The sequence below is a fragment of the Bacillus sp. FSL R5-0286 genome (assembly GCF_038593245.1).
In the GTDB taxonomy this organism is placed as follows: domain Bacteria; phylum Bacillota; class Bacilli; order Bacillales; family Bacillaceae; genus Bacillus; species Bacillus altitudinis.
The window spans coordinates 2008412-2022072 of the sequence record NZ_CP151977.1 but is presented as its reverse complement, the minus strand read 5'-3'; the positions used below and the strand labels follow the sequence as shown (position 1 = coordinate 2022072).

At 40.9% G+C, this 13661-nt stretch carries 15 protein-coding genes; 12 read left to right on the top strand and 3 right to left on the bottom strand.

Annotated elements, in window-relative coordinates:
- Window positions 1–49 precede the first annotated feature (49 nt).
- Window positions 50–958: a homoserine O-succinyltransferase gene (gene metA, locus NST24_RS10230; RefSeq protein ID WP_008346374.1), complete on the bottom strand. Its 909-nt coding sequence runs from the start codon at window positions 956–958 to the stop codon at window positions 50–52.
- Between the two features lie 138 nt (window positions 959–1096).
- Here metA and NST24_RS10225 point away from each other — a divergent pair, with 138 nt between their 5' ends.
- The 12 genes from NST24_RS10225 to NST24_RS10170 all read left to right on the top strand — a co-directional run bounded on the left by NST24_RS10225 (window position 1097) and on the right by NST24_RS10170 (window position 11964).
- Window positions 1097–2779, top strand: coding sequence for a formate--tetrahydrofolate ligase (locus NST24_RS10225; RefSeq protein ID WP_017359707.1), 1683 nt, complete (start codon window positions 1097–1099; stop codon window positions 2777–2779).
- 74 nt (window positions 2780–2853) lie between these two features.
- Window positions 2854–3336 (top strand): glutathione peroxidase, encoded by a 483-nt coding sequence (locus NST24_RS10220; protein WP_007500827.1) that lies wholly within the window; start codon window positions 2854–2856, stop codon window positions 3334–3336.
- A gap of 2 nt (window positions 3337–3338) precedes the next feature.
- A complete protein-coding gene (locus NST24_RS10215; protein ID WP_342461734.1) occupies window positions 3339–3962 on the top strand; it encodes an HD domain-containing protein in 624 nt (207 codons plus the stop codon).
- Window positions 3963–3992: 30 nt separating this feature from the next.
- Window positions 3993–5132: a conserved virulence factor C family protein gene (locus NST24_RS10210; RefSeq protein WP_342461733.1), complete on the top strand. Its 1140-nt coding sequence runs from the start codon at window positions 3993–3995 to the stop codon at window positions 5130–5132.
- Between the two features lie 310 nt (window positions 5133–5442).
- Window positions 5443–7119, top strand: coding sequence for a dihydroxy-acid dehydratase (gene ilvD / locus NST24_RS10205; RefSeq protein WP_342461732.1), 1677 nt, complete (start codon window positions 5443–5445; stop codon window positions 7117–7119).
- A gap of 81 nt (window positions 7120–7200) precedes the next feature.
- Window positions 7201–7635 carry a BrxA/BrxB family bacilliredoxin gene (locus tag NST24_RS10200; RefSeq protein WP_342461731.1) on the top strand — a complete coding sequence of 145 codons (435 nt, stop codon included), beginning with the start codon at window positions 7201–7203 and terminating at the stop codon, window positions 7633–7635.
- Between the two features lie 65 nt (window positions 7636–7700).
- Window positions 7701–8498, top strand: a complete 798-nt coding sequence (locus NST24_RS10195; protein WP_268360915.1) for a class I SAM-dependent methyltransferase — start codon at window positions 7701–7703, stop codon at window positions 8496–8498.
- A gap of 266 nt (window positions 8499–8764) precedes the next feature.
- A complete protein-coding gene (locus tag NST24_RS10190) occupies window positions 8765–9382 on the top strand; it encodes a YpjP family protein (protein WP_024718552.1) in 618 nt (205 codons plus the stop codon).
- 18 nt (window positions 9383–9400) lie between these two features.
- Complete coding sequence (locus NST24_RS10185; protein ID WP_342461730.1) at window positions 9401–9928, top strand: phosphatidylglycerophosphatase A; 528 nt, start codon at window positions 9401–9403, stop codon at window positions 9926–9928.
- Window positions 9929–10041: 113 nt separating this feature from the next.
- The gene (locus NST24_RS10180; RefSeq protein WP_017367468.1) at window positions 10042–10836 is read left to right on the top strand and encodes a thymidylate synthase; all 795 of its coding nucleotides are present in this window, start codon (window positions 10042–10044) and stop codon (window positions 10834–10836) included.
- Window positions 10833–11321: a type 3 dihydrofolate reductase gene (gene folA, locus NST24_RS10175; RefSeq protein WP_342461729.1), complete on the top strand. Its 489-nt coding sequence runs from the start codon at window positions 10833–10835 to the stop codon at window positions 11319–11321. Before NST24_RS10180 ends, folA begins: the two co-directional genes overlap by 4 nt.
- Window positions 11322–11340: 19 nt before the next feature.
- Window positions 11341–11964, top strand: coding sequence for a 1-acyl-sn-glycerol-3-phosphate acyltransferase (locus NST24_RS10170; RefSeq protein WP_342461728.1), 624 nt, complete (start codon window positions 11341–11343; stop codon window positions 11962–11964).
- 38 nt (window positions 11965–12002) lie between these two features.
- On the opposite strand, the gene NST24_RS10165 is transcribed toward NST24_RS10170, so the two are convergent.
- Window positions 12003–12638, bottom strand: coding sequence for a hemolysin III family protein (locus tag NST24_RS10165; protein WP_025207512.1), 636 nt, complete (start codon window positions 12636–12638; stop codon window positions 12003–12005).
- 13 nt (window positions 12639–12651) lie between these two features.
- A complete protein-coding gene (locus tag NST24_RS10160; RefSeq protein ID WP_342461727.1) occupies window positions 12652–13620 on the bottom strand; it encodes a sigma 54-interacting transcriptional regulator in 969 nt (322 codons plus the stop codon).
- Window positions 13621–13661: the final 41 nt, after the last annotated feature.

Here is a 13661-nt window from a genome sequence, read left to right as displayed (position 1 = left end):
TTTGTATTTTAACACATTTTAAGCATTTATCATCAGACTACAGTCTATTTTATTCCCACACATATGGTGTTTCTTGATAAACATAGTAATTAAGCCAATTCATAAACAGCAAAGTAGCATGGGCTTTCCAGCGGTTCACTGGAACTAATGTGTCTCCATCTTCTATGAAATAGTGGACGGGTTTTTTGACTGTATCATGTTTCAACAAATCTCTTTCATATTCCTGCTTCAATGTATCTGTATCGTATTCAGGATGTCCAGTTAAAAATACTTGTTTATCATCATCTGAAACAATTAAACAAACACCAGCTTCCTCAGACGTGCTCAAAACTTTTAGATTCGGCGTGTTTTTTAATTGTTCTGTATTAATATCTGTATGCCTAGAATGTGGGACATAGTATACTTCATCGAAACCTCTTACTAATCTTTCTTTTTTCTCTTTGACAAGATGCTCAAAAACACCGAATTTTTTCTCTGGAAGCTTGATTTTTTCAATGCCATAATGATGATATAGACCAGCCTGTGCCCCCCAGCATATATGGAGAGTAGACGTCACATTCGTTTTACTCCAGTCCAAAATGTCCTGCAGTTCTTTCCAATAGGAAACTTCTTCGAAAGCTAAATGCTCAATTGGTGCACCTGTAATGATCATGCCATCAAATTTTTTATGGCGAATCGAGTCAAAGGTCGTATAAAATTCATCTAGATGCTCTCTCGATGTATTCTTCGGTGTATGTGTACTTGGAATCAAAAATGTAAAATACACTTGCAAAGGAGAATTTCCGAGCATTCTCAGCAGCTGCGTTTCAGTTTGTATTTTTTTTGGCATTAAATTTAAGATCACGATATTCAAAGGACGGATATCTTGTTTGAATGCCCTTGTCTCATCCATGACGAAAATGTTTTCGCTCTCTAGTATTTGTTTTGCCGGTAGATGAACTGGTATGTTAATAGGCAACTCGCCACCCCCTGAACCAAAGCTAATTTCACTTCATTATAGGAACTTTCTGGCGATATTTCAATGTTTCAATTATGTTACAATGAAAAATAGAGCAAAAAAGAAAGCTGTTTCTGTCAAAAAAGGAGGCCATTAATCATGATCACAAAGCATTTATCAGATATTGACATTGCCCAAAAGGCAAAGCTGAGACCGATTCAAGACATCGCAGCAAAATTACAAATACATGACGAAGAATTAGAATGCTATGGTTTCACAAAAGCAAAAATATCTTTGACTATTTTTGACCGTTTAAAGGAACAAAAAGAAGGAAATGTGATTCTTGTGACTTCGATCAACCCAACGCCAGCAGGTGAGGGGAAGTCCACCGTAACAGTTGGCCTCGGTCAAGCCTTCGAGAAAATTGGGAAAAAAGCGATCATTGCCATGCGTGAACCTTCACTAGGTCCCACAATGGGTATTAAAGGTGGTGCAGCTGGCGGCGGATATTCACAGGTGTTGCCTATGGAAGAAATCAATCTTCATTTCACAGGGGATTTTCATGCGATTACATCTGCACATAACGCTTTATCTGCTTTTATTGATAATCATATCCATCACGGAAATGAGCTTGGGATCGACGCACGCCGAATTGTATGGAAACGAGTGTTAGACTTAAACGATCGTGCTCTAAGACAAGTGGTCGTAGGACTTGGCGGTCAATTAAATGGGTACCCTAGAGAAGATGGGTTTGATATTACGGTTGCATCCGAAATGATGGCCATCCTCTGTTTAGCAGACGACTTAAACGATCTAAAAAAACGTCTTTCTTCTATTGTTGTTGCCTACAATCAAGAAGGTGAACCGGTCACAGTTGGAAATCTAGGATATGAAGGCGTATTAACCTTGCTTTTAAAAGATGCGCTGAAACCAAACCTTGTTCAAACGATTGAAGGAACTCCAGCCCTTGTTCATGGTGGTCCTTTTGCCAATATTGCACATGGATGCAATAGTTTAATTGCCACAAAAATGGCGGCAAAACTAGCAGATTACGTCGTAACAGAAGCGGGATTTGGTGCAGACCTCGGCGCGGAAAAATTTCTTCACATCAAAACAAGAGCCGGTGATTTTAAACCAGGCGCTGTTGTCATTGTAGCAACTGTCAGGGCGCTAAAAATGCATGGCGGAATGCAGAAAACAGAGCTCAAGGAAGCAAATGCACAGGCTGTATTAGAAGGTATACATAATTTAGAGAAGCATATTGAAACAGTGCAAGCCTTCGGTCTACCATACATCGTTGCAGTGAACCGTTTTATTACCGATACAAAAGAAGAAATTCAAGCAATAGAAAACTGGTGCGAAACGAATGGACATCCAGTCAAAGCCGTCAATGTATGGGAAGAAGGAGGAGCTGGCGGCGTAGCACTTGCCGAAGAGCTCACGACACTCATTGAAAAGAATGAAAACAGCTTTTCTTATTTATATGAGGAGCAAGATTCCATTGAAGAAAAATTGTCAAAAGTCGCCAAAGTGGTTTATGGTGCAGACGGCGTCAACCTTACATCAAAAGCAAGAAAGCAGCTAGCTGCAATTGAGAAAAATGGCTGGGCCCATTTGCCAGTTTGTATGGCAAAAACGCAATATTCACTATCGGATGATCCGGCTTTAATCGGCAGACCAAAAGGCTTCACCGTTACGATTCGAGAGTTAAAACCATCTGTAGGAGCAGGTTTTATCGTTGCACTAACGGGAAGCATTCTGACCATGCCAGGTCTCCCTAAAAAACCTGCGGCACTTGAGATGGATTTATTAGAAGACGGCAGTGTGACTGGACTCTTTTAGCAGGAAGCATAAAAAGCGATTTTCTAAAAGAAGCATGTTACGATAGGAAAAAGTGAATCCTAGGAGGCTATGAGATGTCAATTTATGATATTCAGGTCAAGACCATTAACGGTCAGGAAAAATCAATGGCAGATTACAAAGGGAAAGTACTGATCATCGTGAACACAGCGAGCAAATGTGGACTGACCCCTCAATTTAAACAATTACAAGAGTTATACGATCAATATCATGAAAAGGGCCTTGAAATTTTAGGATTTCCGTGCAATCAATTCATGAATCAAGAGCCAGAAGGGGAAGAAGCAATTCAAGAATTCTGTTCGTTAAACTATGGTGTGACCTTCCCGATGTTTGCAAAAGTAGATGTCAATGGTGACAATGCGCATCCGCTTTTCAAATACTTAACGAGTCATGCGAAAGGTGTGCTTGGTACAAAAACGGTGAAATGGAATTTCACAAAATTTATCGTTGACCAAAACGGAGAAGTGACTGAACGATTCTCTCCTAAAACACCACCAAAAGAATTAGAAAGCTCCATTATCGCTCTTTTGGAGAAATAAGCATGTATTCGAGTAAGCAGCAAGAACAATTGGAGGCAGCTGCCTCCTTTGTTTCAAAACAGCTAAAGAATGAACCGACTGGACACGATGAAGCTCATATCAATCGTGTGCGCCAGCTTGCCGTCCATATTGCACAACAGGAGGGCGGGTCGCTTTTTGTCATTGAAATGGCAGCGATTGTCCATGATGTAATTGATGACAAGCTGTCTAGTGAATGGAAGCTTTCACCGCATGATCTCAAGCAGCAGCTCCTTTTGTGGGAAGTGGACACGCGAGTTATTCGCTATATCATGGATATCATTACAACGATGTCTTTTCGTCACCGGCATATGCAACATAAGCCAGTGACATTAGAAGGGGCCATTTTTCAAGATGCAGATCGACTGGATGCAATAGGTGCAACTGGGATTGCAAGGGTGTTTACATATGCCGGTGCAAAAGGGGAGCCTCACTATACAGAGGGTGCTCACCAAGGCACAGTACTTTTGCATATGCAAGAAAAGCTGCTTCAATTAAAAGACTTGATGAACACACGTGCTGGAAAGCAGCTGGCTCATGAGCGACATGAGTTTATGTGTCTATTTATTAAGACATGGAAAGAAGAATGCGGCCTTACAGATGAGTAGGGTCTTTATGTGTGTAAGGAGGATGTATAGATGAAAATAACTGCCATAGAACCAACGCCAAGCCCGAATACAATGAAAGTCATTTTGACAGAAGCGCTTGCAGGCGGTAAAAGCAATAACTACAAAAAAGATCAAAAAGACGAAGCGCCAGAGATGATTAAGCGCATTTTAACCATTGAAGGTGTAAAAGGTGTTTACCATGTAGCCGATTTCTTAGCGGTTGAGCGCAATGCGAAATTTGACTGGCAAGGTATTTTACAGCAAGTCAGAGAAGCCTTTGGACAAGAAACAGAAGGTCTTCAGGGAGAATCGCAGTCAGGTGATGACACATTTGGAGAAGTCAAAGTGTTTGTTCAAATGTTTAATGGGATTCCGATGCAGGTGAAGCTGACAGACGGTGAAAGAGAAGAACGATTTGGAATGCCTGAACGTTTCCATGCAGCGATTTTAAAGCTAAGAAGCAGTTCAGATAATGTTGTATTTGAACGTGTGTGGAAAGAACATGGCGTACGTTTTGGAGAATTTGCTGATATCGGTCAAGAAGTCACAGAAGAGCTGCAAGCTGCATATGACGACGAGCGTTTATCCCGTTTAACAGAGGCAGTGAAGGAAGGTCAAGAGGCTGTAGATAAACAAGTGAACCGAAAAGCATATGATGTGACAGAAGAGATGCTGCGCGATGAAGATTGGAAGAAACGTTTTGCTCATTTAGAGCAAATGCAGCCAGAGAAAAAAGATATACCTGTTTTAATGAAAGCGATGGAGGATCCAAAAACATCGATTCGCAGACAAGCTGTTGTGAATGCTGGAATGATTGAAGATCCAGCCATTTTGCCTATTTTGTATAAAGGGCTTGAAGATAAAACAGTGACAGTTAGAAGAACTGCAGGAGATTGTATTTCGGATCTTGGTGATCCTAGTGCGATTGAAGCGATGATCCAAGCCTTAAAGGACCCAAGTAAGCTTGTCCGCTGGCGTGCGGCCATGTTCCTTTATGAAGAAGGTGACGAAACAGCACTAGAATCTTTAAAAGAAGCGGAGCAGGACCCTGAATTTGAAGTCAGTCTTCAAGTGAAAATGGCCATCGAACGAATTGAGCACGGAGAAGAAGCAAAAGGCTCTGTGTGGAAGCAAATGACAGAAAGTAGAAAAAATGCATCAGAATCATAAGAAAGACGAGCAGGCTGCCAATAAAAGGCAGCTTGTTTTCTGAAAATGGCTTTTTTATTGGCAGAAAAATTTTTTTAGAAAAATTATTTTGAATATTGTTGAAATATGAGAAAAAACTCTATATAGTAGTACCAATATAGAATATTGGAGGTCAGATTTTATGACACAATCCTTGCTGGACACTTGCTTCAGCAGAGAAATCAGTCACTATCTATTATAGGTGGCTAAATAAACAGAAAATTTGTAAAATAAAATGAACTCAAAATCATACAGTCAACAAGACTAGTAGTATAGGAGGCTTTTTAAACAGATGGCAGAACTTCGCAGTAATATGATTAAACAAGGAATTGACAGAGCACCTCACCGAAGCTTACTAAGAGCAGCTGGGGTAAAAGATGAGGATTTTGGCAAACCGTTTATTGCTGTATGTAATTCCTATATTGATATTGTCCCAGGGCATGTCCATCTTCAGGAATTCGGAAAAATTGTGAAAGAAGCCATTCGTGAAGCTGGCGGTGTTCCATTTGAATTCAATACAATTGGGGTAGATGATGGTATTGCGATGGGGCATATTGGGATGAGATATTCATTGCCAAGCCGTGAAATCATTGCTGATTCAGTAGAGACCGTGGTGTCTGCACACTGGTTTGATGGCATGGTTTGTATTCCTAACTGTGATAAAATCACGCCAGGTATGATGATGGCTGCCATGCGTGTGAATATCCCAACTGTATTTGTCAGTGGTGGACCGATGGAAGCTGGGAGAACAAGTGATGGCAGAAAAATTTCTCTTTCTTCTGTCTTTGAAGGCGTAGGCGCATACCAATCAGGGAAAATTAATGAAGAGGAATTAAACGAATTAGAGCAATTTGGCTGTCCAACATGCGGATCTTGCTCTGGTATGTTTACAGCAAACTCAATGAACTGTTTAGCAGAGGCGCTAGGGATTGCTCTTCCTGGAAATGGAACCATTTTGGCGACTTCACCAGAACGAAGAGAATTTGCGAAGAAGTCAGCAAAACAATTGATGGAGCTGATCAAAAAAGACATTAAACCACGTGATATTGTCACCGAAAAAGCGATTGATAACGCATTTGCTTTAGATATGGCACTTGGTGGTTCAACCAATACAGTTCTTCATACATTGGCGATTGCAAATGAAGCAGGCGTTGAATATTCACTTGAGCGTATCAATGAAGTCGCAGAACGAGTGCCTCATTTATCGAAACTTGCTCCAGCTTCAGATGTTTATATTGAAGATTTACATGAAGCTGGCGGAGTGACCGCTGCACTAAATGAATTGTCCAAAAAAGAGGGGGCTCTTCATTTAGATACCATGACCGTCACAGCGAAAACGTTAGGCGAGAACATCGCGGGGCATGAGGTAAAAGATTATAACGTCATTTATCCAATTGACAAGCCATTTACTGAAAAGGGCGGTTTAGCCGTTTTATTTGGAAACCTTGCGCCAGATGGAGCGATCATTAAAACAGGCGGTGTACAAGACGGCATCACACGTCATGAAGGACCTGCGATCGTATTTGAATCCCAAGAGGAAGCACTTGAAGGAATCATTAATCGAAAAGTAGAAGCAGGACATGTTGTTATTATTCGTTATGAAGGACCTAAAGGCGGTCCAGGCATGCCTGAAATGCTTGCACCAACTTCACAAATTGTTGGAATGGGACTTGGTCCAAAGGTTGCTTTAATTACAGACGGACGATTCTCCGGTGCCTCTCGCGGATTGTCTATTGGACACGTTTCTCCAGAGGCAGCAGAAGGTGGCCCGCTTGCCTTTGTTGAAAATGGTGATCATGTCGTTGTCGATATCGAAAAACGCATTTTAAGCGTAGATGTCCCGAAAGAAGAATGGGAAAAAAGAAAAGCAAACTGGAAAGGCTTTGAGCCAAAAGTAAAAACAGGTTACCTTGCCAGATACTCAAAACTTGTGACATCAGCCAATACAGGCGGAATCATGAAAATTTAATGTGAAATTGAACATTTGAAAATTGGCTCTCTCTATAGTATCCTTTATTCACAACATAAGGATTATAGAGGGGGCTTTTTTATGTCAATGGCATATGAAGAATATATGCGTCAGCTCGTCGTACCAATGCGCCAAGAACTGACAAGTGCAGGGTTTCAAGAATTGACGACTGAAGAAGAAGTAGAAAAAACGATGCAGGAAGCAGAAGGAACAACATTTGTTGTCGTCAATTCCGTATGCGGATGTGCTGCCGGTTTAGCACGCCCTGCTGCTACTCAAGCTGTCATGAAAGCAGAAAAAGCACCAGATCGAATGGTGACGGTCTTTGCTGGTCAGGACCGGGAAGCAACGGCTAAAATGAGAGAATACTTCAAAGGTGAGGAGCCATCTTCTCCATCTATGGCACTTTTAAAAGGAAATGAACTTGTTCATTTTATCCCGCGTGACGAAATTGAGGGTCATAAAATGGAAGATATTATGAAGAACGTCTTATCTGCATTTGAAAAACATTGCTAATACAAATGTTGAAATGTCCTGTGATCCATCAGGGCATTTTTTCTTGATTATGGTGGAGGAACGTCATGCTCATTACAACAAGCTTTAGAGCAAATGAACAAACAATTGAAACGGCAAAGGCCCTCGCAAAGGACTTGCATGGTGAGTACATCGAGCGGCGCAAACAATCTGTCAAACAGCTTGCGATCAAGCGGGGGGATGTACTGGTTGTTGGGAAAGAACGATTTGAATGGTATCAGCCAAATGGTGAAAAGTTCTTTTTCCATCCAAGCTCAGCGATGTTTAGGGTGAAGCGGGTTCTGCGAGGGGAAAAAGATCCATTAATAGAAGCAGCACAATTAAAGCCGGGCGATTCCTTTTTAGATTGTACGCTTGGCTTAGGATCTGATGCGATTACCGCAAGCTGCGCTACAGGAGCCAATGGAAAAGTGTCCGGTATTGAAAAAAATCCAATGACGGCATTGCTTGTTCGAGAAGGACTCAGCACATGGGAAACGGGTGTGAAAGAGGCAGACGAAGCGATGAAACGGATATCTGTCATCAGCGGGGATAGTATTGAGCAGTTAAAGAAGCTCCCTGATCGATCCTATGATATCGTCTATTTTGACCCGATGTTTGAAGAAACCATACAAGAGTCTGCTAGTATGATGCCGCTTCGTCATGCAGCTGAGCATCATTTTGACCATGAAACCGCTGTGAAAGAAGCAATGAGAGTGGCTAGAAAAAGAGTGGTTTTAAAAGATCATTGGAAAAGCACACGATTTACCACTGATTCCTATCAATTTCAGGTGATGAAACGTAAAACCGCCCAATTCCATTACGGATATATCTCAATAGAAGAAGACAAATCAACAAAACTTTAATCACTCTTAACAATTAAAAAAGCCCTATTTCAGGGCTTTTAATCGGTGATCTCCATATAGACAAAATAAAATAACGTCAGCAAGGAAGCTGTGATGAAAAACCCTTCAAGCATAACCATTCCTCCCAAATTTTAGTCGTCGTTACTGTCATTGTAAACGTTTTATCATGAAAAAGAAAGTCTCAACTCAATGACCAAATTGAATGACTGAAAATTCATTATATGCTAGAATAGCAGTATGATAACTTATGGAAGGAATTAGATATCATGAAAATGTGGATGAGAAAAACGCTTGTTGCACTCTTTACGATTGCGACTTTTGGTTTAATCTCTCCTCCATCAGCTTTGATGACAGACAAGCCATCTGAACTTTCTTCATCTGATAAATCACCTTATACAGCAGTTTATGATACATCAGATGATACGCGCAGCTGGGAATTATCGCAAGAAGACAACAAAGAGCGGGTAGACCCCTTTGAGCAATATAAGCAAGAGGTTCTATCAAGTGCAGAAAACCAATCCTTTCTCAAATTTGGTCGTAAAATCACACCTGTCATTGAGGACGAGTATAGAGAAGAGATTCAACCAAAAATTGAACAAGTGTTAACCGACTTTTTAACAAATTTCAAAGATGACGAAAAATTTCAAGATGTTGTTTTAACTGATCAGCCTTCAAGCGGAAATGGGGAAAAAATCTTCCACATTTATAATAGAAAGACTGGAGAAGATTTGCTTCGTTTTCATGTCAGGAGAGATCAGCCACCTCACAGCGGATATTGGTTTAACTTTCACTACCATACAGCAGAAGATGGATTCCAGACGCATCATGAACTCGGTAATATTTACTGGGATAAAAACACCCCGCCGAGCTGGATGAGCCACTAGAAGGAGATGTCATGCCAATTGAAAAAGTATACAATGAACGAAATGGTTCGCATTACAAAACAGATGTTAAACGGGCGTGGAGTGAAAATAGAAGATATTGCACACATTGTGCTGAAACTCCAAGAGAAATACAACCCAAATCTTCCACTTAGTGTCTGCATTGAAAATGTTGAAAAAGTGCTGAATAAAAGGGAAATTGTCCACGCAGTTTTGACAGGACTTGCTCTTGATCAGCTGGCAGAAAAAAAGCTTTTGCCAGAACCTTTGCAGCATTTAGTTGAAACAGATGAACCGCTATATGGAATTGATGAGATTATTCCGCTTTCCATTGTCAATGTATATGGATCAATCGGTTTGACCAACTTCGGTTACCTAGACAAAGAGAAATTTGGTATTATTAGAGAATTAGATGAAGGTCGTCCTGGTGAAGTACACACCTTCCTTGATGACCTTGTCGCTGCGCTTGCCGCAGCAGCAGCAAGCCGCATAGCTCACTCTCACCAAGATATTAAGGACGAAGAGCAGGATCGAGTGAATCAAGCATAAAAAGAAAAACATGTCTGCTCATCATGCAGACATGTTTTTTTGGTTTCAATTGGTTTCAACAAAAGCAGAAATAAGGTAAACTACAACAAGAACATAAATAAAGGATGAAAAAAATGAAACAATACAAAGAGTTATGCCGTCATGTATTACAGCACGGGGATGAAAAAGGTGACAGAACAGGAACAGGCACTATCAGCACGTTCGGTTACCAAATGAGATTTGATTTACAGGAAGGGTTTCCTTTATTAACAACAAAGAAATTACACCTGAAATCAATCATTCATGAGTTACTGTGGTTTTTAAAAGGTGATACAAATGTCAAATATCTTCAAGAAAATGGTGTCCGTATTTGGAATGAATGGGCAGATGAAAATGGAGAGCTAGGGCGTGTGTATGGTGCGCAGTGGAGATCATGGGCGAGTGGAGACGGAGAGACAGTAGATCAGATCAGCAAGCTGATCCATGATATTGAGAATCATCCTAATTCGAGAAGATTGATTGTCAGTGCGTGGAATCCAGGAGAAATTGATCAGATGGCGCTGCCTCCTTGTCATTGCTTGTTTCAATTTTACGTATCAAACGGTAAATTATCGTGCCAGCTCTATCAACGTTCGGCAGATATCTTTTTAGGTGTGCCTTTTAATATTGCTTCGTATGCACTTCTAACGATGATGATTGCCAAAGTGACCAACCTTGAGCCAGGAGAGTTTATTCATACGCTAGGAGATGCTCATATTTATCAAAATCATCTTCCGCAGGTCAAAATGCAGTTAGAGCGTGAGGAGCGCACACTTCCGCAGCTTCGCATCACTAGAGATGTCAAAAGTATTTTTGATTTTACGTTTGATGATTTTGTGCTTGAGAACTATGATCCACATCCGCATATTAAAGGAGAAGTCAGTGTATGATTTCCATGATAGTGGCGACAGGAAAAGACAGAGTCATTGGCAAAGATAATCAAATGCCTTGGCATTTACCCGCTGATTTAGCGTATTTTAAAAAAGTCACAAGTGGCCATACCATTGTCATGGGCAGAAAAACGTTTGAATCAATTGGACGAGCACTGCCTAACCGCCGGAATATCGTGTTGACCACAAGTTTTTCTTTTCAAGCTGAAGGATGCGAGGTGGTCCATTCAATCGATGATATTTTAACCATTGCGAAGACCGAGGAAGAATTATTGATCATTGGCGGGGCTAAGCTGTATGAGGAAATGATGCCATATGCAGATCGTTTATATATCACGCACATTCATCATTCATTTGAAGGCGACCGTTTCTTCCCTTATTACGATGAAGATAATTGGACGGTTGTATCACGTGAAAAAGGCCATCGTGACGAAAAGAACCCCTACAATTATGAATTTGTCGTCTATGACAGAAAAGAAGGATAAGTGAGTAGGAGGAGTACGGTTGTTTCGTTATTGGTTTTTAACGATTTATGTTGTTGTATCCTTTTTTAAAAGTATAAGGCATTTGTATGACCATGAATTAACGGATCCACGCATTTCCTATACGAAACGAATGCATCTCATCCATGAGCATGCAAAAAGGTTTGCTAGAGGGTGTATTGATCAATCAGGATCGGTCATGACCATTCATCAGCAAAAAAAGCTGCCAGATGGTCCTGTTATTTATGTCACAGAAGCACATCATCTAGTGACGACGACATTGCTGATTGGTCACTTAGAGAAGCCATTTGCTTTTATGACAAAACCGCATCTGTTTCGCTATCCCATCTTAAAACAATGGTTGAAGAAGATGGCGGTGATCAAGCAGAATCAATCTGATGAGGCGTTATTAGAAGAAGCAAGAGAAAGAGTTCTATCTGGCCAGAGTCTGTTGCTTTCTGAACAGTATCGTGTCATGGCAGAAACGCTTGCTGAAGAATGTAACTGCTCACTTGTTCCGGTTGAAACAAGCGGCACAGACCGTCTTTTAACAGGGAAGATCGTCAAAAGACTTCGTCCAGTTAATGTCGATATCCATATCAAAGCACCGGTCAAGATGAGTGATTACGCACAAAAGCGCGCATAGAAAAAACCAGCATCCGAGTGTGGATGCTGGTTTTTTGATCATGCTGGGATGTTGACGCAATAAAATAGAATGCAGAAGAACATGGATGCACTTCCGCCGAGAACAAAGCTGTGCCAAATCGCATGATGATAGGGAATTTTCCGCCAAATATAAAAGATCGTTCCGACTGAATACAAAATACCGCCTAATAGTAAGAGGCTGAATCCAGCTCCTGTTAATTGAATGTACAGAGGTTTAATTGCGATGATAATCATCCAGCCCATTAATAAATAAACAAGGGTGGATACAATGATAAACCGTTTGACGAAAAAGATTTTAAAAACGATACCGCCTGCAGCAAGCGCCCATACAATTGCAAGAAGAGTATAGCCAAGTGCGCCTTTTAATGGGCCAAGCAAAAATGGCGTATATGTACCAGCAATCAATACATAAATCGCAGAGTGGTCAAGGATTTCAAATATATCTTTTGTTTTTTTGTGCCGAATGCTATGAAGCAAAGTAGAGCTTAAATAAAGCAGCAGCATCGACGCGCCAAATATCGAAAAGCTAATAATGTCAGTGACAGTGCCGTATTGAACAGCGAATAAAACGAGAAAAACAATGGCGGGAATGGATAAAATGACGCCAATGCCATGTGTAATCGCGTTGGCAATTTCTTCTTTTACAGTAAACAATGGATGTCCTCCTTTATTGAACCGGTATATAACCATCAAGCGACTTCAGAAATGAGAGACCTTCAAGTGTAATCTTCGTTCCAGCTCTGCCTTTCCCTTTTGTCACATAGGCTTTTTTCTCAAGATCATCTAATCGACTCCTGACTTGCTGAGGGGTCAGTGGGATGTCGCCTTGTTTGCTTAACTCAGACAAGATACGTCTGCTGGCTGCTTCTCCTTTTTCATTTAGAGACTTAATGGCTTCGAGTAAGAAAACAAATTCTTGTTTCTCCATAAGCGTTAGCTGGTGTTCTTCTTTTTTTCCTTTACCAGCTGTTTGTTGAGGTAATAATACAAAAGGTGGCAAGTGATGCAAGAAAACTGTTTGCCCTTCGAGAATCGCGGCTGCATAATGAACGATATTTTTGAGCTCCTGGACATTCCCTTCAAACGAATATTGCTGTAAGACTTCCCACACACTTGAGTCGATGTCAGGCGTCATGTTCAGTTCTTGAAAGAAAGCAGCGGTTAAAATAGGAATATCTGTTTTTCGATCTTCTAAAGGCGGGAGAGGGATATGAAGCACATTGAGCCGATAAAACAGCTCAGGTAAAAAACTGGACGAAACGCTCATCGCCTCTAATGATAAAGACGAAGAAGCAATGATTTTTGTTGCAGGAGAATCTTCGAGAAAACGAATGACCTGATGCTGCATAGGAATACTAAATGCGCTGACTTCGTCTAAATAAAGCACATGATTTGCCGCATGAGTAAATGCTTCCTGCAAAGTCACTTCATCTACAATGGGGCAATAGATATATTTCATCGAAGCCTGCGCAGCAAATGAATGGGCCATTTCTTGTGCAAAGCGTGATTTGCCTGTTCCAATTTCACCTGTGATCAACACAGGCTGATCGTTTTTCGTGAATTGTTTTGCCAAATGAATGGCGTGTTTTATATCTTGGTGTTCTCCATATATAGAAGCAAACGGATGTGTGGTCATCGAGTGATTCCTTTCTTTTGGTTCTAATTGGTTTTATTATA